Raw genomic sequence first — 23896 nt, forward strand, 5'->3', positions numbered from 1 at the left:
GTTAATATGTCTTTTTCATAATTCTTATTTAAAAACTCATCTAAGCTTAATCTTCCGCCTTTAAACGTATCCACCTCTGTATCTAAACAAAGAAGGGCTACTATTAAATCAGAAAATCCATATTTTGAAAATACGCTACCTCCAACTGTAACTACATTTCTAAATTGAACCCCTATTATATCTCTAACTGAATCAGTTAATATTTTAAAATTATTTTTTATAATATCGCTAGTTTCTAAGCTTCTTAAAGTCGTCATAGCTCCAATTTCTATAAAGTTATCATCTTCTTTTATATAATCTAAATCAAGGTTGGAAAGTTCAATTCCTGTACCTATTCTTTTTTTCCCCATTCTTAGAAATGCTGTACCTCCAAGAATTTGATTATTTTTCCTCTTAGTCAATATTGAGTATGCTTCTTCTAATGTGTTTGGCTGTACTATATCAGTAAGTGTAAACATACTGTTCCTCCCTCTTTAATTATGCAAGTTATTTTATTAATCTATATAATTTTTTTAATTATATCACACTTTATTGTTTTACTTTTATTAAAATAATTTAATTATTCCTTAAATTTAGGTATAAAAATCCATTAAATTTTTATACCTAAATTAACCTAATAGTAAATTATATGTTATTCTTCTTCTAATAATCCTAATTTTCCAGCTATATATTTAGTTGTACTTCCCTGAATTATCAAAGTTATAAGTATTGTCATAAATACAATTGATGAAATAATTTCATAACCAGGTATTTTCATAGTTGTAATTATACCGCAAAGAGCAGCTGGAATCACTCCCGTTTCTCTTACCCACATCATAAAAAGAATTTCATTTCTAGACCATTTAGCTTTTTTATCACATATTGTGCATATAAGTACACTTATTGGTCTTGCTATAAAAATAAGTCCTACAACAACAAGTAATGACGGTAATAAATATTTCATTAAAACATGTAAATTAACTTGGCTTCCTAAAATTATAAATATCATCATTCTACATACTGTTCCTAAAGTTTCTACAACATTTAAATCAGTATCGTATGACCTTTGAGTTAACCAAATTTTAAAATTTTTCTTATTTCCATTTATAATTCCCACTATGAAACATGCCATATATCCACTCCCACCTAGTTTAGTAGCCAGTTCATACGAGATTATAACTGATAAAATAGATACTATAGGTGCAAAGTCCCTTAGCACACCATAAGGCTTATCACTTATTAATTTTAATAGCAAAATTCCAGTAATTAAGCCTACTGTAACTCCAAGAATAATCATTATGATTAAATTATAAATATTTTCTTCAAACGAAAATTTTCCTGATAAAATTATAGTAATTACTGCTGATGTTAAAATAGCTCCTGTTGCATCATTAAATGCGGACTCACTTATTACAGTTTGTTTTACCTTATCTTTAATCCTTACACTATTAAAAATCGGCACCAATGTTGCAGGATCTGTAGATGCTATTATAGCTCCTGCAAGTAATGCTGAAATTGAGCTTATTTCAAATGATAATCCAATTATTTCTTTCATTATAAATGCTGATATTAAAATACCTAGTGTTGATAATAGTAATACCGTAGCTTTAACATTTTTTAAAACTTTCAAACTTATTTCTTTTCCACCTAAGTACAGTATAAATGCTGATCCAAATGTTAAAATCAATTGATTTTCAATTTGATATGAACTTATATCAATAAACTTAAAAAATGATGGACCAATAATTATCCCAGCAATCAAAAATAATACAACATCAGGAATATTAATTTGCTCACTTAATTTGCTACATAATATCCCAGTTATAGCAACTATAGCAAATATTATTAGTAAATTATTACTAGCTATTGTTTGAATTGATGTTTCCATAAAAAACCTCCTAAAATTTATTTCTAATTAAATAATATGAAATAATTTTTAGGAGGTTCACTTGTTTTAATTTTACTAATCTTAAATTTATGAAGCTTGTGTACTTGAATTCCCAACTTCTATTTTATTTTTTACCTCTGATTCTTCTTTCGGCAATACCATATTTAAAAATATAGCTATTATAGCAACTACTATAAGTCCTGAATCTCCAAATATTAATTGTATAGGCTCTGGCATTTGAGATAAAACACCTGGAACTAATGTTAATCCTACTCCAAGCCCTAATGCAACTGCAACTATTGTACTATTTCTATTATTTAAAGGTTCTGATGTTATAAGTTTTATTCCACTTACTGCAATCATCGCAAACATCATTACACTAGCTCCTCCTAATACACTAGCTGGCATTAAAGATATTAATGCTCCAAATTTAGGGAAGATAGCTGCTAATATTAAAAAACCAGCCCCTATTCCAACTACGTTTCTATTTATGACTTTTGTCATCGCTATAAGACCTACATTTTGTCCAAATGAAGTAGTTGGCATGGAGTTAAATAACGCTGCAATAACACTTCCAAATCCATCTGCCATAACTCCACCTGATATTTCCTCATCTGTAGCGTCACGCCCTACACCTGAATGTGTAATAGCTGTTATATCACCAACAGTTTCAACTCCAGAAACTATAAACATACATACAAATGCAAATATTGCATCTATATGGAATTCAAATCCAAATTGTAATGGCATAGGAATAGAAATCAGTGCCATGTTTGAAATTTGAGAAAAATCTATTTTACCCATTGGTATAGCTACTATATATCCTACTATAAGTCCTATTAAAATCGAAGCTATACTAGTTATTCCTTTAGTGTATTGCTTACAAAATAAAACAGTTACTAATACTATACTTCCTAATAATAAATTTGATAGTGATCCAAAATCACTTGCCCCTATTCCACCTGCAAAATAGTTAATACCTGTCGGAAGTAATGAAATCCCAATTGCTAAAACTACAGTCCCTGTAACTACCGGAGGGAAAAACTTTCTTATTTTACTTATATATGTACCAAATACAATTTCAATTAAACTACCAGCTAAACATGCTCCTAAAACACCTTCATACCCATATTTAGCTCCTACTGCTGTTGCAACAGAAACAAACCCAAAGCTCGTTCCCATAACTATAGGTAATTTAGCTCCAAATGGTCCTATTTTATAACACTGAACTAATGTTACTAATCCAGACACTAACATTGCACATTGAACTAATATAGTTTTATCATCAAGGCTTAATCCTAATGCTCCTGAAATAATAATTAATGGAGTAACATTTCCTACAAACATTGCAAGTACATGTTGAAGTCCTAATGGTATGGCCTCTTTAAGTTTAGGTCTTCCATTTAACTGATAAATTACTGAATTTTTTTCATTCATAAAAAATTTTCTCCCCCTTAATATTCGGTATATTATAATCCAAATCAGATTTAATATTCGTGTTTATATTTTGATTATATCAGATTCGAAAGTTTTATCAACCTAAAATCCGAATTTTTATTATTTTTTTTTAAAAATAGTACGTATTTCTAACTATAAAATAATTATTATAATTTCTAGCATTAAAAGATAGTAATAAATAATAAAAAAGCTTATGTATTTTAATACATAAGCTTTTTTATTATTTATTACTATCTTTATGATCCTTATCTTTTTCATGTTTTTCATCACTTGTATTGTTCTTACTTATTATGTCATTCATAGATAAACTTGTATTTAATATCTCTTTTGTGTATTGTAAAGCATTTTCATATTGTCCATTTTTAAATCTATTTTCAGTCATATGCTTCACTCCTTAAGATTATTTTAGCATGGAGGGAAAAAATTTTTATTTGCTAATCTATTCCCTAATATATCAGCTATTTTTTTATTGTGAGAAATTTCTTCAGCGATTTCCTCTTTGTTATTATTCTCTTTTAATAATTCTTTAATTTCTTTATTGTTATCTAAGTTATTTTTATCTTTACTAGTATTTTTTTTGTTAGACATAATATTACCTTCCTTTTATATCGTTTAATACTAGAATGTCCATATAGCATTTATTTTAAACTTATAATTTTTTCTATAAAAAAAAGAAAAAAGAAAAGTATAAATACTTTTCTTTTTCAGTAAATTTAATATAAATCTTCTTTATCATCGTTTTTTGACTTTTTATCGTCATATAAATAGTAAATACCTAAAGTAATAATACAAATTACTAAACTCCACAATATAACTGATATAAACATCCATGTCACCTCTAATGTTGTGGTTCACTATTTATATATAATATTATTTTTTATGAATTAATGTTACTACTAGTTTCATTTTTTCTTATTTTTTTCATTTTATAATGGTATCTAATTGTAAAAATTCCACAAAATAATAATACAAAATAATATATAAATATTCCATATAAAAATACAGAATACCCTAATAATTCTTTAGGAATTACATCTTTAAATATAGTAAAAAATGCAATTTCATTAGCTCCTACATTTCCAGGTGTTGGAACAGGAGATACTGCCATGTATAAAAAAGCCTGTAACGTTAACATATGTGCATATGACTGAGAATTCAAACTTAATGATTTGTATATACAATAAGCTATACTAAAATACAAAGTCAATTGAACTATCGTAAAAAGTAAACATTTTATTAATGACTTTTTATCATTTAAAAATAACTTAATTGAATAATTATACTCATCAATAAATTCATTTACGATTTCTTGTTTATCTTCTAGTTTTTTAAATATTTTTATCTTTTTTAGTATGTTTAGTGCTATGTTTATTATTTTCTTAGTTTTTTTAGGACTATATATTATTAAAATACCAAAGCTCAATGCAAATATATTCATAATCATACCAGTTGCAACTAATATAACTATAGAGTTTAGCTCTCTTTCTAAGTAGATATAATGATTAAACAATAATATCCCACAATATAGTGTAACTACAGTTTGAAATATAACAGTCTTATTCGCTATAACTGCAGTAGCTTTACTTACAGGAACCTTAGATTTTGTCAAAGCATAAATTTGCATCGGTTGGCTTCCAGAAGCCAAAGGAGTTACCAAGTTATAATACAAACCCATTGTTCCTATGTTAAATCCTAAAGACTTAACTTTTGTTTTATGAATTGAATTTAATATTATATTCAAAATATGTGCTTCTAATATTATATACATTATTATGCATAAAAATCCTAATGCTATATATTTTAAATTTATAATTTTGATAATTTTAGATAAAACATTTATGTTTAGAGTCGTACACACTAAATATGTAGTCAGTATAATTAAAAATAATAAAAAGGTATATTGCAATATATCTTTTTGTCTTTTAGTTAATATGTCCATAATATTTCTCCTAATTGATTTTAGCCATCCTTTTATAAGTATACTATTTTTCATTTTTATTTCAATAGTTTTAACTTTTCACATAAAAATAAGAGTAGAATATCTACTCTTATTTTATTATCTATTTAATTTTTTCAGCAGGTTTATATTCTACACCTTTAGTGTCAACCCTTATACTTTCTATAACTATATTTTTCTTAGGCTTTTCCTTAGAATCTACAGGCACATTATTTATTTTATCTACAACATCCATTCCTTTTATTACTTTTCCAAAAGCTGCATACTGCTTGTCTAAGTTTTTTGCATCTTTTGTAACTATGAAAAATTGACTTCCAGCTGAATCTGGTTGTTGACTTCTAGCCATAGATAGTACACCTTTTTCGTGTTTTATATCATTTTTAAATCCATTGTCATCAAATTCTCCTTTTATAGAGTATCCAGGTCCTCCTGTGCCACTACCTTCTGGATCTCCACCTTGTATAACAAAATCTTTTACTACTCTATGGAAAATAAGCCCATCATAAAACTTATTGTTAGCAAGTTCTATAAAGTTATTAACTGTATTCGGAGCTAAGTGTGGGTATAGTTCCGCTTCTATAGTTCCATAATCTTTAACTTTTATAGTTGCTATTGGTAGCTCTTTTGGTGGATCAATTGGTTTGTTGGTATATTCTTTTTCTGATTCACTTTTTTTAGAACATCCAATCATTAGTCCTAAAGATAATACTGATACTAATAATATTATTTTTCTAGTTAATTTTTTCATCTACATCCCCCTTTATATTTTTATTAAGCTCACTATATAATCAAACAATTTGTTTATAGGATTAAAAATAAAATTATATATATAATTTACAAAATCTCCTGACAATAAAATCATTATTAATATAGGACTTATTATTATTTCAAAATTAGAAAATAAGCTAATATTCCAATTTGGTATAAAATATATTACTATAACGATTAAATATATATGAAATACATATATATTCATAGTATTTTTACCATATTTACTATACCAAAATTTTCTATTTGGAACTACATTTATAATACCTATACTAAGTATTATAGATCCTAAATAAAGCAAGCTTCTTCCTATTAATCCTTGTACCATATTTAATTGATTGGTCTTATATGCATATGAGTTATATAAGAACTTATAACCTACTACATCATACTTAGATATGTATATAGCAATTAAAATAAAAACTATTACTATGAAATAACCAATTCCTTTACTCATATTGCTTATTTTATTAAGTTTCATTGAATCTGTATAGTATCCCATCAGAAAAAACGGTAAAAACGCTATAGTTCTAGATATAGATAAAAAATTTTGTCCCATGCTATCAATGCCAATTAACAATCCTAGCGCAAAACTTATAGGAATTATCCATTTTATTTTTGTTAAATATTTAATGGATATCCTCCAAAAAAATAAACTCAATAAATACCATAATGTCCATCCAGGGTAAAATATAGAAAACATATTTTCACCTGTAACTATATAAGCTCCAATGTACCAAATTATATCAAAGAAAATATATGGTATTAAAAGTTTTTTAACCAAAATTAAATTTGATTTAACACCTTTTTTAGATAGATATCCAGATATAAATATAAATAAAGGCATATGAAATATATATATATACATATACATACTTTTTAATGTATCATCTTGATTTATATAATATTCTATTGTATGCCCGAACACAACTGCAAACATTAAAATAACTTTAAGATTATCAATTAAGTAATCTCTTTTTTCAATATTGCTATCTTTTCCCAATTTATGATCCTCTTTTCATTAGTTTAAGAAGTCTAAAATAACCTTTGAATCTTTTTTCCCATTTCCCCTTACTATATTCAGTATATTACTATGATACATATTATCTAAAACAATTAATTTTGCTAATTTTGATCTATTAATCTTATTCAATTTATCAACGAAACTCATCGAACATTCAGGATTTATCAATGAGTCTAACTTTCCATGTATACAAAGTACCGGTATATCTTCATTTCCTTTTATCAAGTTAATAGGGTTTACTTTATCTATATTTTGTCCCTTTGCATAATTTTTAATAATTGATTTTGCATATTTTCTAGTACAGGACCTAAAGTTTAGTACTCCAGATATAGATATGAATTTTTTAAATATATGTTTGTCTATTCCATACTTTTCATGGAAGTAATCATTGAAAACTAAGTTAGCCGCTAGTTCTCCTCCTGCTGAATATCCCATGACATAAACTTTATTCCTATCACCCATAACCTTTTCATTGCTTAGGAAATGTTTAAATCCATTAAAAATATCATCTATCTGAGTTGGATATGTAAATTTAGGAACAAGTCTATATGAAATTAATACTACATTAAATCCCTTTTTATTAAAATATTTACCTATATAAGAATATCGCTTTGGACTTCCATGCCACCAGCTTCCACCATGAACAAAAAATATTATTGGACTTTTGTCATCAAAATTAAAAAACTTATAATATTGTCTTTTATGATTTCCATAATTAGTATCATAACTTTGTATGTTAGAATCTTTAATATTTGCAGTTACAATGTTATATACCAAAGGAACTTTAAGCATGTTTTCTTTTAGTCTGTTTTTGTTCATGTAATTTCTCTCCTAATCTCTTTTATTTAGAAGTACCTCAATAAAAGCTTATTGAGGTACTTCTAATTATTTATTCATATATGTTATTATATCTAAAGATTGTATAATTTCAATATCTGGTACATCCCCAATTAAATAGATCGTGTAAATTTTATTGTTCTTTAATTCAATTTTTTTACTTATTCTTATTCTATCATAGTTTCCTTCCGATTCCACATTGCTTTCTTCTATAGCGAAATCATATACTCCTACAGGAACTTCTGCATAATTAGTTCTTTTGCCAAAAGGAATCTCATCTATCATTTTCACCCCGTTTACCGTTAAGTCTATCGGCTCCGTAGTAGGCGATAAATGTGCTATTCTAAACTTTGCACTGGAATCACAAATCTTTTCATTTGGATCTTCAAAAACTGCAAGTAGCATAAGCTTTGGCATTATACCGGTTATAACTAAAGTCCCTACATTCCCACCTGCTATAGTTAACTCTTGTTCTAGTATTAACTTTTCATTGTTTCCACATTCATATACTTTGACCGTATAATCCCCAGGAAATGTCGGTGTATATGGAACAAATTCTCTGTACCTAACATCAGAAAATACAAGTACGTCATTAATATATACATCAATTTTATCGCTATTTGCCGTAGCATTAAAAACTCTTATATATGATGCATCATTATTAACTCTTATTTTCATACATACCTCCCCCTTTAAGATAAAACATAATTTATTATATGTCTTTTATACGACATATGATACTTCAACAAATAGTGTTTATTTTTTATTACCTGGGTAATAAAACCATTGTAATCACTAGCGTCAAGGCGTTTTTTATCTTATTTTATCATATCGATGTAAGCTTTTATATTTCATTTTGTCATCTATTGTTATATTTACATTTAAAATAAAAATTCAGCATCACTCGTGTCGTCATTAAGTTTCCCATTTATATAAAAAATTTCTATTTCCCAATACAAAATCACTTTATTCTCATATATTTTATTGCTTATTGTATTTTTCTTGATATATCTTTTGTAAGCGTAAAAAAACTTCTACAAATTTATACTTTGTAGAAGTTTAAAATATATAATATATTAATTTTTCCTATTTAGCATCTTTATTTATTGATATTACTCTACTTTTTTTCTCACTGACTTTCGGTTTTTTCTCGCATTCTTTACAACCTCTCAGCTTTTTCATAAAGTTATCTAACATTTCAACTATATTGTATTTATTTGCTAGTTCAAAATTTTTGCAATATCTGGCTTTAAAGAATATTTCGTCTGGTATCCCAGTTTTATATATGTCACATATTGGTTTTCCATTTTTAAATTGTACAAAATTCTTACTTTTTAGAGTATGCTTGCACTTATGACATTTTCTAGTTTTTAATCTCCCCATATTCTCCCCCCTAAGCAAAGCTTTTCTTTTGCTTTATTTATATTTTACCATAAATTTCAAAATTTATATACTTCTGTAAGATATTTATTTAACATAATTTTAATCTTGCTATATTTATTAAGTTCAAACTAACAAAATACTTTTTTAATATTTATTGATTAGTTATTTTAGTGTTCTGCTTTATCCAATTTATAGTATCGTTTATAACTTCATCTTTATTAATTTCATTTAGCATCTCATGTCTTCCCCCACTATACAATTTGAACTCAACATTTTCTATGCCCACTTTTTTATAATTTTCATACAACTTAATTATACCTTTCCCAAATTTGCCAACAGGGTCTTTATCTCCTGCAAATATATATATAGGCAATTTAGAATTTATTTTCCCCAAATTATTTATATTTCTAATTTCTTTAAATAACTTAAATAAATCATAAAAATATCCATTGCTAAAAACCACTCCACAATATTCATTTTCTATATATTTTTCAACTTCTTTAAAATCTCTGCTAAGCCAATCAAATTCTGATTTATTTGGTTTAAACTTTTTATTAAATCCTCCAAAAGCTAGTTTATCTATTAAACAAGCCTTTTTTTCTCTTCCTTGTATTTTACTCATAACTTTAGCAACTAAGAAACCTAAATCAACTTCTATTCCATACAATCCATTTGTTCCAGAAAGTATTACTCCGTCTATATCTTCACTATAATCGATTATATACTTTTGAGCTGCAAATGATCCCATGCTATGACTAAATAAAAATATAGGTAATCCATTATTTTCAGTTTTTATGATTTTGGTTAATTTATTTAAATCTTTTACTATACAATGTATGCCGTCCTTTTGTGCAAGTATACCTATTGTATTTATATTTTTTGCACTTTTACCATGTCCTCTATGATCATTTATATATACTATGTACCCATTATCGGTCAAGCAATTTGCAAATCTTTTATATCTGCTAGCTTCTTCTGCCATTCCATGGGAAATTTGAACAATTCCCTTTATATTTTCTTTTTCTATTGGCTCATATTTATATACATATATGTCAGTGTCTTCTTCCCCTTTAAATGTAAAATTACTTATTTTCATAAATCCCTCCACTATTACAATAATTTAAATTTTATGTATATTAAAATTATTTTATTATATTATATCATTATGTGATCAATTATTTAAATATACTTGGCATAATAATGCATAATTGCAAAAATAAAAGGAATATATATGTATATATTCCTTTTAAACAATACTTTATTTTATAAATCCATTCTTCCTTTGTAATCACCATTACCATTTTTTATATGGCTTTTTCTATTCATTGTTTTCTTACTATATTTAGCTTCACCTTCAGATGCAAGCTTTGCATTAACTTCTGTTGATTCACATCCATTTATGCCTAACTCTTGTGCAATCTCTTCTTTATTTTGTTTGTAAAGTTCAACTTTTGTTAAATTTTGTTTTTTATTATTAGTCATTTTCATACTCCTTTCTAAAATATACTCATCTTTATTGTGCTTATTTTCATAAATTAAATTCTAGTAAATCATTTACAAAAAAATAAAGAGCATATGCTCTTTATTTTTAAAATCCAAACTGAAGTCCTATAACTAAAAATCCAATTCCAAGTATTGTAATTGTAACTAGTAAAGGAGCTATAAATTTAAGCCATTTATCCCAAGGAACTCTAGCTACAGCTAATGCTCCCATTAAAACTCCAGATGTAGGTGTGATCATATTCATAAATCCTGATCCAAATTGAAATGATGTTACTATTTGCTGTGCTGAAACTCCTACCAAATCGCCAAGTGGTGCAAGTACTGGTATTGTAAGTGATGCAAGTCCTGATGATGATGGTATTAATATAGTTAAAGCACTTTCAAGCAGGAATGTTAGAACTATAAATATCGACTTTGGAAGTCCATTTAATAAGTTTGCTGCTGAATTTAATATACTATCTATTATAAATCCATTTTGTGCAATTATTACTATTCCACGAGCCAAAGCTATGGCAAGCCCTGCTGTAATTAAATCTTTAGCTCCTTCTTCAAAAGCTTCTACAATTTCAGATTGTTTTAATCCTCCAAATATTCCTGACAATATTCCCATTGCGCAGAATATCATACAAATTTCTGGTATGTACCATCCTTTTGCAATTACTCCATAAACCATAGCTGCCATACCAACAGTAAATGTAACTAAAACAGCTAACTCTTTTTTAGTAAAAGGTTTTATAGATGATTGTCCCATTACAAAATGTTCTCTATTTTTTTTATCTAATTCGTATACAATTGATTTTTGCGGATTTTTTTTAACTTTATTGGCATGTAACATAACAAATGCAATAGATATCGCCATTATAATTACAAAAATTATACTTCTATATCCAATCCCTGAACCGGGTGCTATATTAGCTAAAGCTTGTGCTATGCCAGTTGAAAAAGGATTTATTGTTGATGCAGCAGTTCCTGCCGCTGCTCCAATAAATACCACTGACATTCCAGTTAGGGAATCATAACCCAAACTTACCATCATAGGAATAAATATAATGTAAAAAGGAAGTGCCTCTTCGTGCATTCCAAAGGTTGTACCTCCTAATCCAAATAAAATCATACATATTGGAATAATTAAAAACTCCAATCCTTTCATTTTAGAAATCGTATGCCCAATACCTGCCTCTATAGCCCCAGTTTTGTTTACAATTCCAAAGGCTCCTCCAACTAATATTACAAATCCTACAACTTCTGCAGCATCTATAAATCCATCTATTGGAGCTTTAAATATTTCTGGTATACCTTGTGGATTAGATTCTACTACTTTATATGTTCCTGGTACAACTACACTTCTCCCATCAACTTCAGTTCTATCAAACTGTCCACTTGGTATTATCCAAGTTAATCCAGCCATAACTATAATCAATGCAAAGATTATCGTAAAAGTATGAGGAATGCTAATCTTTTTCTTTTTTTTGTTTTTGTTGTTTTCTAAAATCTCTGATTTACTCATAATTCATCTCCCTATAATAACCCCTTTTTTCATTTTAGATTGATAAATTTGTGACAGTCCTTTATGTCAAATTCTATATTTATATAACTCTTTTCACTAAAATTATAGCATATCTTGGTAATTAACATTTGAATTTTTTAATTTTTTCTTAAATTTATAATTTTTAAACTCAATATATAAAAAAGCATAGGCTTAAGCCTATGCTTTTCATTTATTTTAATATTTCACTTAATGCTTTTGCTACACCATCTTCAGTGTTTTTGCAAGTTATAAAGTTTGCATTCTTTTTCACTATATCTTCCGCATTACCCATTGCAACACCCATACCAGCATATTTTATCATACTTAAATCGTTATGATTATCTCCAAAAGTTATTATTTCACTTTTATCTATATCTAAGTATTTACCTAAACTTTCTACAGCACTACCTTTATTAACGCCTTTTTTCATAATCTCAATATTATCAAAGAAAGATTTAGTCAATTCTATATCTTCTATAGTTTTCAATTCACATTCTACTTTAGATAGTAGTTCTAAGTTACTTTCTATAATTAAAAATTTCAAAATATTTTTCCCTAATATTTGTTCTTTTATATTTTCAGTTTCAATTATCTTTATATTTAAATCTTCTTGCATTTGATATTTTCTAAGCCATTCATTTATATATGTAGTAAATATAGTATCATCTGTAAAACACTGATAATATATATTATTTTTTTCTAAAACATCAATTATGTTGTTACATATATAATTTTCTATTTGGCTTTCATATATTATATTCCCATTTGACTCTTTAATTAAAGCTCCATTACAACATATTATAGGAGTTTTTATTCCTAACTCCCTAGCATACTTAATAGTTGATTCATAAATTCTCCCTGTTGCAATAGCTACATTAACCCCTTTATCAGCAGCAAATTTCAAAGCTTCTTTATTTTTCTGGCTGATTTCATGCTCTCCATTTAACAAGGTTCCATCCATATCTGTTACTATCAATTTATAATTCATATTTGCCTCCTTTAAATGCCTATTTAATTTCGATTATATTATATTCTAGTATATTAATACCATTTCCTTCTTATTTTTACACTTTTGAATCAGTTTTTGATAGTAACAATTTATTTAAACTACTTTTTTTATTCTATCAAGAGATTTTTTCTCTAGCATATTTCTCATTTTTTTCCTATCTTCTAAAAATCTATTATATATTTCATCTGAAATTTTAGTATTTCCATATACTCTCCAATACTTTGTCTTCTGAAGTTCATAATTACCATAGCCCATAAATCCTACTACATCTTTTAGTGGATATCCTAAAAATATGCCTATTTCATGTGGAAATTCATTTTCTTTTAGCTTATCTAATAAGCAATTTATATAATTATCTAGCGTATAGCAATTTGGATATCCTATAAACCTAAGAAAATTTACGCATTTTTTATTTTTTAAAGTTTCCGATAGAGCATCTTTATTTATGAATAGTATTTTTATTTCCCCATTATCCTTATAAACTATCTCATATTTTAATCTAGAACAGCTTTTGAAAAAAGATTCTATTTCTTTTATTTTGTATTCTTTATTGTTGTCATTAAGTGAAATATTTAATATTTCACTAGGCTTTGATCCTAAGATTACAGGCCCTAAAAGTTCTAATATCCATTTTATGTATGATGAATCTATTCTATTTTTACATGAGTAATCACATTTTATATTCATATTAACCTCCATTTAATTGAAAATCATTATCGTATTTAAATTTTATCATAATTGATAATGATTTTCAATATCTTTTTAGTTATATATTAAATTTTATTGTTCTAATCCATTTAAATTTCATTTAATTAAATTATTTTACATTTTATATAAATTTATGTTAAAATTTACTTGTACGATATTTATACAATTAAAAGGGAGATGGATATATGAAAACTCAAAGATTAAACGCTGTTCTTGATCAAATGAAGAAAAATAGCATAGATCAAATGTTAATTAGTGATCCATATGCAATATTCTACTTAACAGGAAAAATGATACATCCGGGAGAAAGATTATTAGCATTATACATAAATGTTAATGGAAATAATAAAATGTTTATAAATGAATTATTCCCTGTGAATGAAGACTTAGGTGTTGAAATGATTTGGTTTAACGATACTCAAAATTCAGTTGAAATCGTTTCCAACAATATAGATAAAACTGGTACTATAGGTGTTGATAAAAACTGGCCTGCAAAATTCTTATTAGCTTTAATGGATTTATCTCCAGAATGTAAATTTGTGAATTCTTCTTATATAGTAGATACTTTAAGATCTTCTAAAGATGAAGAGGAAAAAGATTTAATGAGAAAAGCTTCTGCTTTAAACGATGAAGCTATGAAGAGATTAAAATCTACTATAAATGCAGATTTAACAGAAAAACAACTTGCTAACAAATTATCTGGAATATATGAAGATTTAGGTGCTGATGGTTTCTCATTCTCTCCTATAATAGGATTTGGACCAACTGGAGCAGATCCACACGGTACGCCTGGTGATAGAAAAGTTAAAGTTGGAGATGCTATAATACTTGACATAGGTTGTGTAAAAGATAACTACTGTTCAGATATGACTAGAACAGTATTCTATAAAGAAGCTCCTGAAAAAGCTAAAGAAGTATTTGAAATAGTTTTAGAAGCTAATAAAAGAGCTATAGCTTTAGTTAAGCCAGGTGTTAGATTCTGTGATATAGATGCAGCCGCTAGAGATTATATAACAGAAAAAGGATACGGAAAATACTTCACTCATAGAACTGGTCACTCTATAGGTCTTGAGTGCCATGATATGGGAGATGTTTCTTCTGTTAATACTGATTGTCTTCAAGAAGGTATGATATTCTCTGTTGAGCCAGGTATATACCTACCAGGTGAATTCGGAGTTAGAATAGAAGATCTAGTTCTAGTTACAAAAGATGGTCATGAAAACTTAAATAAACATGATAAAGAATTAGTTATAGTTGGATAAATTTTAAAGCATAGACAAACATTTTGTCTATGCTTTTTTATGTCTACATATTTATAATTTATACAAAAAAAAGATTATCTTAAATAATTTAAGATAATCTTTTTTGATATATAATAATTTATTTAATTTTTAAGCAAGTTCAGTTGCATTCCCCATCGCTCTTGTAAGTATATCTTTTACATCTTGATGAGTTGCTTTTATTGGATTAGTTAACCCACAAGCATCTTTAAGTGCATTATCTGCTAAAATATCAAAGTCTTCTACTTTAACTCCTAGCTCTTTAAGGCCTGCTGGTATATCTATATCACTTGATAATTTTCTTATAGCTTCTATACAAGCTTTTGCTCCTTCTTCATCACTCATGTTTTTAGTTTCAACACCCATAAACTTAGCTACATCCTTTAACTTAGAACTGCAAACTGTAGAGTTAAATACTTGTACTTCTGGAAGTAATATAGCATTACATACTCCATGTGGTAAATCATAAAAGCCACCAAGTTGGTGTGCAATTGCATGTACATATCCAAGTGAAGCTGAGTTAAATGCCATTCCTGCTAAGTATTCAGCATAAGCCATCATATCTCTTGCTTCCATGTTATTTCCATCTTCTACTGCATCTCTTAAATGATTATTTATAAGTTCTATAGCTTTTTGAGCACAAGCATCAGTAACTGGTGTAGCTGCAGTTGATACATATGCCTCAACTGCATGAGTTAAAGCATCCATACCTGTTGCTGCTGTTAGTGATTTAGGCATACTGACCATTAACTCTGGATCATTTACTGCAAGTATTGGCGTAACATTTTTATCAACTATAGCCATTTTTACATGTCTTTCTTCATCTGTTATTATAGAGAATACTGTCATTTCAGAAGCTGTTCCTGCTGTTGTATTTATTGAAATTAAAGGTAATTGAGGTTTAGAAGATTTATTTATTCCTTCATAATCCTTTATATTTCCTCCATTTGTTGCAACTAATGCAATTCCCTTTGCACAGTCATGAGGAGAACCTCCGCCATAAGAAATTACAAAATCACAGTCATTTTCTTTTAATATTTGAACCCCATCCATAACACTTTTTACAGTTGGATTTGGTATAGATCCTGGATAAACTACATAATCTATATTATTTTCTTCTAAAAGATCTTTTACCCCTTTGAATTCTTCACTTTTAGAAGATCTTTTTCCACATACTATAAGGGCTTTTTTAAGTCCTCTTGAAGTTATCTCTTCTGCTATTTTCTTAACGCACCCTGGTCCCATTAAACTTATATTCGGCATAAAAAATGCATAACTCATGTCTTTTCCCCCTTGTTAAACGTTTTTTTAAGCGTTATTATTTGTTTTTTATTTAACACAATATAATTATATACCACATTTTTCCTTATGTATATAGTTTTTTTGTTTTTTATATGTAAATATCATGTTATTATAAAACCAATACTATATTATGAAATGTTTTTACATGTAATGACATCATTGGTCAATATTAAGGAGAAAGTGTAATGATTTTAATTTTAAAAAAGTATAAAATGAAAATTATAGAATATGTTAAATTTAATGCTATAGGTATATCAAATTTTATAATTTCTCAAATGATTTATATTAGTTTGTATTTATTTTTAGAAATTCACTATTTATTAGCATATTCTATAACTAGTTTAATAAGTGTATCTGCTTCATATTTTTTAAATTCAAAGTTTACATTTAAAGAATCTAATTATACAGCTAAAAAGTTTTTATTATCTTCTTTAGTTTACGTATTTGAATTTTTCTTGAATATGACAATAATAATCTTATTTGTAAACATACTTCATATTAATGAGATTATAGCACCTTTATTTGCTCCAGTTTTTTCTACTCCTCCTGTCTTTTTTATGATGAGAGCTGTAATAAAAAAAGATATATATTAAATAGTAATCTATTTAATATATATCTTTTATATTATGCTAATGCTAATTGTTTATTAACTGAGTTTTTAACAACATTTACTGATGGTCCATAAATTATTTGTATATTATTCTCATCAACTTTAACTAGCCCCATACATCCAGTTGTTTTAATTTTTTCTTCACTTACAAGATTCATATCTTTAACTGTAACTCTAAGCCTTGTTATACAACAATCAACTACATCTATATTTTCAGCTCCTCCAAGCCCAGAAATTATGACCTTAGCTTTTAATACAGATGGGTCTGTATTTTTTCCAATATCACCTTCTTCATCCATCATTTCCATGCTTTGATCATATTCTCCTCCTCTTCCTGGAGTTTTTACATCAAACTTAACAATCCACCATCTAAATAAGAAATAACACGATAACCCAAATGGAATTCCTAGTAATAATAATATTAAATACCTAGATTCCGGTCTTAAAACTCCATATAGTAAAAGTCCTATTAAATTGGGTTCAGATCCACCCATACCAGTTTGTAAAATGTAACTTACCATAAAGCTTAATCCTGTTATTACAGCATATATCAGATAAAGTATAGGAGATGCAAACATAAATGCAAACTCTATTGGCTCTGTAACTGCAGCAATTAAGATTGAAAATACACCTGTTAACAATAATGGTTTTATTGAACTTCTATTTTCGGGTTTTGCAGTATGATACATAGCAAGCGCTATTGCAGGAAGACCAAATAATGTCATTGGTACTTGTCCACCTCTTAAGAACTTAACCATTTCAGCAATAGTTGTACCTTCTGGTAGTGCATTTGTTGTCAAGAAATAATTATATGCTATTCTTGATCCTTCAACTACATTTCCATCAGGGAAAGCATATACTCCCGATACAGCTGTATCTCTTATAACTGCATTCCATACATGATGCAGTCCTGTTGGAATTAAAAGTCTTTCTCCAAATCCATATAAAAATGGTGCAAATATACCTGCGTTAGCAACCCCTTGCGCTGCTGTATTTATAGCTGCTGATATAGCTGCCCAAATAAAAGGGAATACTTGACCTAAAAGTACAAATACTACTGCACAAGCGATAGGGACAAATCTAGTTCCTCCAAAGAATGATATTGCCATAGGCAATTTAATTTTATGAGTTTTATTATGAATAAATGCGGCAAGTAACCCTACTACAATACCCCCAACCATACCTGTATCTATTGTATCTATTCCTAGTATAGGCTTTAAAGTTGCTTCTGGGAACATCCCTGCAACACTTGGGTTAACAGTTAATAGTGTACCCATTCCCATTAAAAAGGCTAGATATCCTACTAAACCTCCTAAAGCCGCAAACTCTTTATCCTCTTTAGCCATCGCAAACGATAAAGCTACTGCAAATAATAGAGAAATGTTCCCCATCATTACATTTGCAATAGTACTCATTATATTTGCAATATACTGTACTACTGGTGTGCTAAGCACAGGAATCATTTCTTTTAATTGATCATGCCATAAAAATACTGATGCTAGTCCTAATAACATAGATGCAAAGGAAATTAATGTTATTGGCAATAAGAAAGCCCTTGAAAGCTTTTGAAAAAAGTCAAATAATTTCTTCTTCATATCATTCTCCTCCATAAGTTCATTTTTTATATTTTTATTTAAATTCTAAGTTCAGACTAGATTAATCCATTTATAAAAGCTTCAATTCTAACCAAAGCATTATATACGTTTTCTCTTTGAGTCCCTAAGTTCATCCTTATATAATTTTCTCCGTCTGCTACAAAATGTGCCCCATCCTCTAGTAAAACACCTTTTTCTGTAGCAAGTTTTGTAGTAAATTCATTCGAATTTATACCTAATTCACTAATATCTATCCATGCTAAATAAGATGACTCCATTTTCATAGCTTCAATCATAGGTACTTTTTCTTTTATGAATTTTTCTACTATAAGGTAATTTTCTTTTATATATTCATTTACTTCTTTTAACCATACTCTGCATTCATCGTAAGCTGTTATAATTCCTATTATTCCAAATACATTTGGTGACGTTATTGAATTTTGATTCAATTTTTTTCTAAATTTATTTCTTATTTCTTTATTTCTAACTATTGAGTATGAAGTTTTAAGTCCTCCTAAATTAAATCCTTTATTTGGAGATGTTAGTAGGATTATATTTTCTAGCAAATCATCTTCAAGTCTTAATATAGACTCAAATTTTCCGAAATGTATATGTTCTGCATGGACTTCATCTGCAACTAAAATAACACTATTTTCCTTACAAAGTTTTGCTACTTTTCTTATTTCTTCTAAAGACCATATCCTTCCTGATGGATTATGAGGTGTACAAAATAACATAAGTTTTGGTTTATAAGTTTTAATTTGTTTTTCTAACGTTTCAAAATTTATATAATATCTATTATCAACTATATCTAAAGTATTTGTGGTAACGTTTACCCCTTGCTTTTTGCTCGCCGATTCAAATGGGTCATATACAGGGGTATTTAATATTATGTTATCACCTTCATTACAAAAAGCTTGAATTGTGTAGTGTATAGTCGATACCGTACCATACGTTAGTGTTATTTCATCTTTATTTACTTTAACTCCATGAATTTCACTTTGCCAATTTATTACGGATTTGTAAAATTCTTCATAACAATAAGTATATCCAAACACACCTCTTTTCACTGTTTCAATAAATCTATCTTCAATTTCTTTTGGTATTTTGAAATCCATATCTGCAATCCACATTGGAATAAAATCTTCATCTACATTTCCAAATTTATCTCTTATTATTTCCAAATCCCACTTCCTACATTTCTCAGATACTCGATCTGGCTTAATATTAAAATCATACATGCAAATCACCTCTTTCGTAATTTTATTTATAGAAACAATTTTTAAATTATTTCTTTTTTATTTTTATTTTTAATAAAAATTAATAAACTTATATTAACTATCACTCCAATTATTACGCTTATATAAAATCCTAAAAATGGAGTTACATTTCCCAACAATGGGTCAATTATATTAGCTCCTGGTGCTAAACGTTTAACTCCCATAAAGTTTCCAACAATGGCAGCAATTGAAGCCCCCACAATTTGTGATGTTAAAATAGATTTCGGATCATTTACTGCATAAGCTATTGCTGGTTCAGTTATACCAAATAACCCTACTGTAAGTGCTGATTTTCCATTTTCTAACTCTTCTTTATTAAATAAATCTGGTCTAATTATAGTTGCAATACCTATTGATACAGTAGGAATTATAATAACAATTGCTACTGTCCCAAAGTAAATGTAATTCCCTTGCTGTGCCATACTCAATGCAAATATGTACGCAGTTTTATTTATAGGTCCTCCCATATCTAAAACAAGCATTATTGCTATGACTACACATACTAACATAGAACTTCCTAAGGATAATGAATTCAGAAAATACATAAGCTCAAACATAACTTTACTTACAAATGGACCAATTATATAAAACACTATAGTACTTATAAATAATGTACTTATAAGAGGTATTATTAAAAACGACATAATTGGAGTCATATCTTTAGAAAGTTTGATATCTTTTAAAAATTTTACAAAGTAACCAACTAAAATCCCAACAATTATCGCTCCTAAAAATCCACCATTAGCTGCAGTTCCTAAAATCGCTTCATTTCCTACTAGGTAACTTCCCAAAAACGCAGGAGCTAATGCAGGTTTTCCAGATATTGAGTATGCTATATAAGCTCCTAATACAGGTATCATTAGTTCTATTCCTATAACCCCTACCATTTTTAATAAGTATGCATATGTATCTACCTCGGGAGCACTTCCCTTTGTTATTATAGATGATATTGACATCAAAAGTCCTGCAGCTATAGCTAATGGTATTGTATATGATACACCTGTCATTATATGTTTAAATATATTGATATTTTTCTTAATTTTTTCTTTTTTATATACAAAGGCTTCTTTTTCTAGATTATCAAACACTGCTTCTATATTTTTAAGAACGTCACTAATATCTTTCTGAATTATTTTTTTACCTTCAAATTTGTCCATTTCTTCATCAGACAATCCTCTCCCTATTGCTAATATAACATAGTCAGCTTCTTTTATATCATCTGGTGTAAGCTCAAATTCATTTCCTAAAACACCTTGAGTCTCTATCTTTACAATATGACCTCTATCTTTACCTTCACTTGTAAGCGCTTCTGCAACCATATATGTATGTGCAACACCTACTGGACAGTTGCTTATACCTATTATTTTGTATCCCATAAAAATCACTTCCTATTTTATTGTAGATTTAATTTTTCTAATTATATCTTTTTCATCCTTAAATGATTTTAATTCATTTACATAATTTTCATCCATTAATAATCTAGCAAGTTTAGATATAATACTTAAATACTCATGATTTATATTTTTATTAGGTATAGCTAATGCAATTACAAGATCTACAGGTTCATTATCTATAGAGTTCCAATCAATAGGCTCACCTAAAGCACAAATAATTATTTCTATTTCATTAACTACATCACATCTACAATGGGGTATTGCTATTCCATTTCCAATGCCTGTACTAAATTGTTTTTCTCTTTCTAAAAGGCCTTTTAAATATGTTCTACTGCAATTAACAATCTTATTTTCTTTAGCTATATCCGCTATTTTATATAATACATCTATCTGATCTTTTGCTTTTAAATTTTTATTAACTATCATACATATTACTCCTCATTAAAATTTCAATAAATTCATTTAAAGATGTACATTCACATAATTTATTAACTATGTCACTTTTTTTAGTACTTGAATGAATAAATGGGAACACATGTTTGTTTTCTTTAATTTCTGAGTTTAAACACGCTATAAAAACTAATTTAACACTTGCACTCCCCCACTTTATTGCATCTTTTAATGTACATATTGCTATTGTATTTTTATTTTCATTTGAAATACAATGAGGAACAGCTACTAAATTTGATATTTCTGTTGATGATAAAGCTTCTCTTTTTAGTATAGAATCTTTATCAACTTTAGTTATATAATCATTTTTAACCATATCATTGCAAATTAATTCAATAAGTTCTAATTTATCTTTTACTTGTAACTTATAATAAAAATTATTATTAAATAATGATTTTAGATAACTTTGTAAGTAAATTTTATTTAATTCATCCTCTATATTTTGTATATCTATATCATCTAAAACATGGGATACATAAATTAGATTTTTATTTTTTAGTTTATCTTTATCTATATTTATAGTAGATATTATAAAATCAATTCCAATTAAATCTAATTTCTGTAAATAATGAAGTTGGTAACATCCAACAACTTCTATCTCAGGAAAATATCTTCTTAACTTAGTTTTTATTAATTCAGAAGTTCCAATTCCAGTATTACATACTATAATAGATTTATAACTTATTTTTTGCTTTGCTCTTTCAATCGCAGTTGCAAAATGTATAGCTATATATCCAATTTCATTAGAATTTATTTTCGTTTTTAAAATTGGTTCTAGCATACTTCCTAAATCTAGTGCATAATTAAATGCTTCAGGATAATTCATTTTTACTTGATCTAGTATAAAATTTTCAACATCTATCTTTAGGTAATATCTGTGGTATGAATTGAGAATATGTTTTGTTAAATTTATTAATAAAGATTCATCTTCATATAAAGAAACTTTATATTTCATATCTATATCTTTCAAAACATTTTCAACTATTTTCCTTACTTCATTTTCACTAAAATTTTGAATTGAACTGTTTCCAGCTTCAATCAACTCGTTCATATAATTTAGCTCTGTATCTTTTATTTCAATATCAAATTTATCTTTTATTTTTATTTTTAAATTTTTATTAAATACAGAAATATCTGTTTCGATCTTATCTGAATAAATCTTATCTGAATTGTAGCCATTTATAGATCTATAGCATGAAATGGAAATCATTTTTGTTAAATAATTTATTTCATAATCATTTTTCAATATTTCTCTAGATAATAATTCTTTTTCAATAATTTTTTTTATAACATATATAAATTGATCATTTATAGGCTTTAAATCCATTGACAATGTAATTTCATTAGATCCTTCATCTTCGAAAAAATACTTTATACAACATCTTCGTATATTTTCTTCTGTACCTTCTAAATATAGACCTTTATATGGTTTATATTTAAGATTTATATCAAAATTGTTAAGTAGCTCTTTTATATTTGTTATTTCATTTTGAAGAGTAGATCTACTTGTATATAACATTTCTGATAAATCATCTAAGCTTATTGGATATTCTTTTAATATACTTCTAATTAAATCTGATGTTCTTACTGAATTTTCTTTATTTGTCTGACTTATAGTTTTTATATATGCTTTAAATTTTTCATTAGAAAATATTAATAATTTATATCCTAATCCTTTAGCGGAATCAATTTTTGCCCCATATACTTCTAGCTCTTTATTTATTGACTTTATATATCTCTTTATACTTCTTTCACTTACATTTAAATATTGAGCTAAAGAACTACTGGGAGTATAATCATCACTAGAGTTAAGATATGATATAATCATTTTACTTTTCTCTTTCATTTGTTTACCTCCCTAAAACAATTATATTTTAAAAATTCGTTTTCCTTAATACATATAATTGTCACTTGTAAGTGACAATTATATAATTTTCGAGTTT

24 protein-coding genes are annotated in these 23896 nt (G+C 27.3%); 2 read left to right on the forward strand and 22 right to left on the reverse strand.

The annotated features are described in order from the left end of the window. From VN21_RS11555 to VN21_RS11625, 16 genes are all read right to left on the reverse strand, one after another. Positions 1-458: FAD binding domain-containing protein (locus tag VN21_RS11555; protein ID WP_046823414.1), on the reverse strand; the 458-nt coding region annotated here is incomplete at its 3' end. 173 nt (positions 459-631) lie between these two features. Further along, positions 632-1867, reverse strand: a complete 1236-nt coding sequence (locus tag VN21_RS11560; RefSeq protein ID WP_046823415.1) for a cation:proton antiporter — start codon at positions 1865-1867, stop codon at positions 632-634. 87 nt (positions 1868-1954) lie between these two features. Beyond that, positions 1955-3304 carry a uracil-xanthine permease family protein gene (locus VN21_RS11565; RefSeq protein ID WP_046823416.1) on the reverse strand — a complete coding sequence of 450 codons (1350 nt, stop codon included), beginning with the start codon at positions 3302-3304 and terminating at the stop codon, positions 1955-1957. Positions 3305-3545: 241 nt separating this feature from the next. Further along, positions 3546-3707 (reverse strand): hypothetical protein, encoded by a 162-nt coding sequence (locus VN21_RS18685; RefSeq protein ID WP_161794391.1) that lies wholly within the window; start codon positions 3705-3707, stop codon positions 3546-3548. 23 nt (positions 3708-3730) lie between these two features. After that, positions 3731-3913: a hypothetical protein gene (locus VN21_RS11570; RefSeq protein WP_046823417.1), complete on the reverse strand. Its 183-nt coding sequence runs from the start codon at positions 3911-3913 to the stop codon at positions 3731-3733. Between the two features lie 289 nt (positions 3914-4202). Next, a complete protein-coding gene (locus VN21_RS11575; protein WP_046823418.1) occupies positions 4203-5264 on the reverse strand; it encodes a lysylphosphatidylglycerol synthase transmembrane domain-containing protein in 1062 nt (353 codons plus the stop codon). A 121-nt stretch (positions 5265-5385) separates the two neighbouring features. After that, positions 5386-6030, reverse strand: coding sequence for a peptidylprolyl isomerase (locus tag VN21_RS11580; RefSeq protein ID WP_046823419.1), 645 nt, complete (start codon positions 6028-6030; stop codon positions 5386-5388). Between the two features lie 12 nt (positions 6031-6042). Next, the gene (locus VN21_RS11585; RefSeq protein ID WP_046823420.1) at positions 6043-7053 is read right to left on the reverse strand and encodes an acyltransferase family protein; all 1011 of its coding nucleotides are present in this window, start codon (positions 7051-7053) and stop codon (positions 6043-6045) included. 18 nt (positions 7054-7071) lie between these two features. Continuing rightward, complete coding sequence (locus VN21_RS11590) at positions 7072-7893, reverse strand: alpha/beta hydrolase (protein WP_046823421.1); 822 nt, start codon at positions 7891-7893, stop codon at positions 7072-7074. A 66-nt stretch (positions 7894-7959) separates the two neighbouring features. After that, positions 7960-8589: a DUF4397 domain-containing protein gene (locus tag VN21_RS11595; protein WP_046823422.1), complete on the reverse strand. Its 630-nt coding sequence runs from the start codon at positions 8587-8589 to the stop codon at positions 7960-7962. 408 nt (positions 8590-8997) lie between these two features. Next, on the reverse strand, positions 8998-9294 hold the full coding sequence (locus VN21_RS11600; RefSeq protein WP_046823423.1) for a hypothetical protein: 297 nt from the start codon (positions 9292-9294) through the stop codon (positions 8998-9000). A gap of 151 nt (positions 9295-9445) precedes the next feature. Continuing rightward, entirely contained in the window at positions 9446-10390 is a 945-nt protein-coding gene (locus VN21_RS11605) for an alpha/beta hydrolase (protein ID WP_046823424.1), read from the reverse strand. 167 nt (positions 10391-10557) lie between these two features. Then, a complete protein-coding gene (locus VN21_RS11610; protein ID WP_046823425.1) occupies positions 10558-10776 on the reverse strand; it encodes a hypothetical protein in 219 nt (72 codons plus the stop codon). Positions 10777-10882: 106 nt separating this feature from the next. Further along, positions 10883-12304, reverse strand: a complete 1422-nt coding sequence (locus VN21_RS11615; RefSeq protein WP_046823426.1) for a YfcC family protein — start codon at positions 12302-12304, stop codon at positions 10883-10885. Between the two features lie 211 nt (positions 12305-12515). Next, positions 12516-13313, reverse strand: coding sequence for a Cof-type HAD-IIB family hydrolase (locus tag VN21_RS11620; protein WP_046823427.1), 798 nt, complete (start codon positions 13311-13313; stop codon positions 12516-12518). 114 nt (positions 13314-13427) lie between these two features. Beyond that, positions 13428-14021: a DUF3793 family protein gene (locus VN21_RS11625; protein ID WP_046823428.1), complete on the reverse strand. Its 594-nt coding sequence runs from the start codon at positions 14019-14021 to the stop codon at positions 13428-13430. Positions 14022-14227: 206 nt separating this feature from the next. Between VN21_RS11625 and VN21_RS11630 the strand changes: the two genes are divergently transcribed. Further along, on the forward strand, positions 14228-15304 hold the full coding sequence (locus tag VN21_RS11630) for a M24 family metallopeptidase (protein WP_046823429.1): 1077 nt from the start codon (positions 14228-14230) through the stop codon (positions 15302-15304). Positions 15305-15433: 129 nt separating this feature from the next. Here VN21_RS11630 and yiaY read toward each other — a convergent pair whose 3' ends face one another. Continuing rightward, on the reverse strand, positions 15434-16603 hold the full coding sequence (gene yiaY / locus VN21_RS11635; RefSeq protein ID WP_046823430.1) for an L-threonine dehydrogenase: 1170 nt from the start codon (positions 16601-16603) through the stop codon (positions 15434-15436). A gap of 206 nt (positions 16604-16809) precedes the next feature. Between yiaY and VN21_RS11640 the strand changes: the two genes are divergently transcribed. Then, positions 16810-17217 carry a GtrA family protein gene (locus tag VN21_RS11640; RefSeq protein ID WP_046823431.1) on the forward strand — a complete coding sequence of 136 codons (408 nt, stop codon included), beginning with the start codon at positions 16810-16812 and terminating at the stop codon, positions 17215-17217. A 31-nt stretch (positions 17218-17248) separates the two neighbouring features. On the opposite strand, the gene VN21_RS11645 is transcribed toward VN21_RS11640, so the two are convergent. From VN21_RS11645 to VN21_RS11665, 5 genes are read right to left on the reverse strand one after another with little or no spacing between them, the layout of a single operon-like run. Beyond that, positions 17249-18829: a PTS transporter subunit EIIC gene (locus VN21_RS11645; protein ID WP_046823432.1), complete on the reverse strand. Its 1581-nt coding sequence runs from the start codon at positions 18827-18829 to the stop codon at positions 17249-17251. Between the two features lie 56 nt (positions 18830-18885). After that, positions 18886-20070: a MalY/PatB family protein gene (locus tag VN21_RS11650; protein ID WP_046823433.1), complete on the reverse strand. Its 1185-nt coding sequence runs from the start codon at positions 20068-20070 to the stop codon at positions 18886-18888. A gap of 41 nt (positions 20071-20111) precedes the next feature. Continuing rightward, positions 20112-21485: a fructose-specific PTS transporter subunit EIIC gene (locus VN21_RS11655; protein ID WP_046823434.1), complete on the reverse strand. Its 1374-nt coding sequence runs from the start codon at positions 21483-21485 to the stop codon at positions 20112-20114. Positions 21486-21497: 12 nt separating this feature from the next. Continuing rightward, on the reverse strand, positions 21498-21929 hold the full coding sequence (locus tag VN21_RS11660; protein ID WP_046823435.1) for a PTS sugar transporter subunit IIA: 432 nt from the start codon (positions 21927-21929) through the stop codon (positions 21498-21500). After that, positions 21919-23799, reverse strand: coding sequence for a BglG family transcription antiterminator (locus VN21_RS11665; protein WP_046823436.1), 1881 nt, complete (start codon positions 23797-23799; stop codon positions 21919-21921). Before VN21_RS11665 ends, VN21_RS11660 begins: the two co-directional genes overlap by 11 nt. Between the last annotated feature and the right edge of the window lie 97 nt (positions 23800-23896).

The sequence above is a fragment of the Paraclostridium benzoelyticum genome (assembly GCF_001006285.1).
Classification (GTDB): domain Bacteria; phylum Bacillota; class Clostridia; order Peptostreptococcales; family Peptostreptococcaceae; genus Paraclostridium; species Paraclostridium benzoelyticum.

Excerpts from the sequence above, each read along its gene's own strand:
- VN21_RS11560 (WP_046823415.1), bottom strand. The coding sequence starts at position 1,867 with ATGGAAACATCAATTCAAACAATAGCTAGTAATAATTTACTAATAATA.
- VN21_RS11565 (WP_046823416.1), bottom strand. The coding sequence starts at position 3,304 with ATGAATGAAAAAAATTCAGTAATTTATCAGTTAAATGGAAGACCTAAA.
- VN21_RS18685 (WP_161794391.1), bottom strand. The coding sequence starts at position 3,707 with ATGACTGAAAATAGATTTAAAAATGGACAATATGAAAATGCTTTACAA.
- VN21_RS11570 (WP_046823417.1), bottom strand. The coding sequence starts at position 3,913 with ATGTCTAACAAAAAAAATACTAGTAAAGATAAAAATAACTTAGATAAC.
- VN21_RS11575 (WP_046823418.1), bottom strand. The coding sequence starts at position 5,264 with ATGGACATATTAACTAAAAGACAAAAAGATATATTGCAATATACCTTT.
- VN21_RS11580 (WP_046823419.1), bottom strand. The coding sequence starts at position 6,030 with ATGAAAAAATTAACTAGAAAAATAATATTATTAGTATCAGTATTATCT.
- VN21_RS11590 (WP_046823421.1), bottom strand. The coding sequence starts at position 7,893 with ATGAACAAAAACAGACTAAAAGAAAACATGCTTAAAGTTCCTTTGGTA.
- VN21_RS11595 (WP_046823422.1), bottom strand. The coding sequence starts at position 8,589 with ATGAAAATAAGAGTTAATAATGATGCATCATATATAAGAGTTTTTAAT.
- VN21_RS11600 (WP_046823423.1), bottom strand. The coding sequence starts at position 9,294 with ATGGGGAGATTAAAAACTAGAAAATGTCATAAGTGCAAGCATACTCTA.
- VN21_RS11605 (WP_046823424.1), bottom strand. The coding sequence starts at position 10,390 with ATGAAAATAAGTAATTTTACATTTAAAGGGGAAGAAGACACTGACATA.
- VN21_RS11610 (WP_046823425.1), bottom strand. The coding sequence starts at position 10,776 with ATGACTAATAATAAAAAACAAAATTTAACAAAAGTTGAACTTTACAAA.
- VN21_RS11615 (WP_046823426.1), bottom strand. The coding sequence starts at position 12,304 with ATGAGTAAATCAGAGATTTTAGAAAACAACAAAAACAAAAAAAAGAAA.
- VN21_RS11620 (WP_046823427.1), bottom strand. The coding sequence starts at position 13,313 with ATGAATTATAAATTGATAGTAACAGATATGGATGGAACCTTGTTAAAT.
- VN21_RS11625 (WP_046823428.1), bottom strand. The coding sequence starts at position 14,021 with ATGAATATAAAATGTGATTACTCATGTAAAAATAGAATAGATTCATCA.
- VN21_RS11630 (WP_046823429.1), top strand. The coding sequence starts at position 14,228 with ATGAAAACTCAAAGATTAAACGCTGTTCTTGATCAAATGAAGAAAAAT.
- yiaY (WP_046823430.1), bottom strand. The coding sequence starts at position 16,603 with ATGAGTTATGCATTTTTTATGCCGAATATAAGTTTAATGGGACCAGGG.
- VN21_RS11640 (WP_046823431.1), top strand. The coding sequence starts at position 16,810 with ATGATTTTAATTTTAAAAAAGTATAAAATGAAAATTATAGAATATGTT.
- VN21_RS11645 (WP_046823432.1), bottom strand. The coding sequence starts at position 18,829 with ATGAAGAAGAAATTATTTGACTTTTTTCAAAAGCTTTCAAGGGCTTTC.
- VN21_RS11650 (WP_046823433.1), bottom strand. The coding sequence starts at position 20,070 with ATGTATGATTTTAATATTAAGCCAGATCGAGTATCTGAGAAATGTAGG.
- VN21_RS11655 (WP_046823434.1), bottom strand. The coding sequence starts at position 21,485 with ATGGGATACAAAATAATAGGTATAAGCAACTGTCCAGTAGGTGTTGCA.
- VN21_RS11660 (WP_046823435.1), bottom strand. The coding sequence starts at position 21,929 with ATGATAGTTAATAAAAATTTAAAAGCAAAAGATCAGATAGATGTATTA.
- VN21_RS11665 (WP_046823436.1), bottom strand. The coding sequence starts at position 23,799 with ATGAAAGAGAAAAGTAAAATGATTATATCATATCTTAACTCTAGTGAT.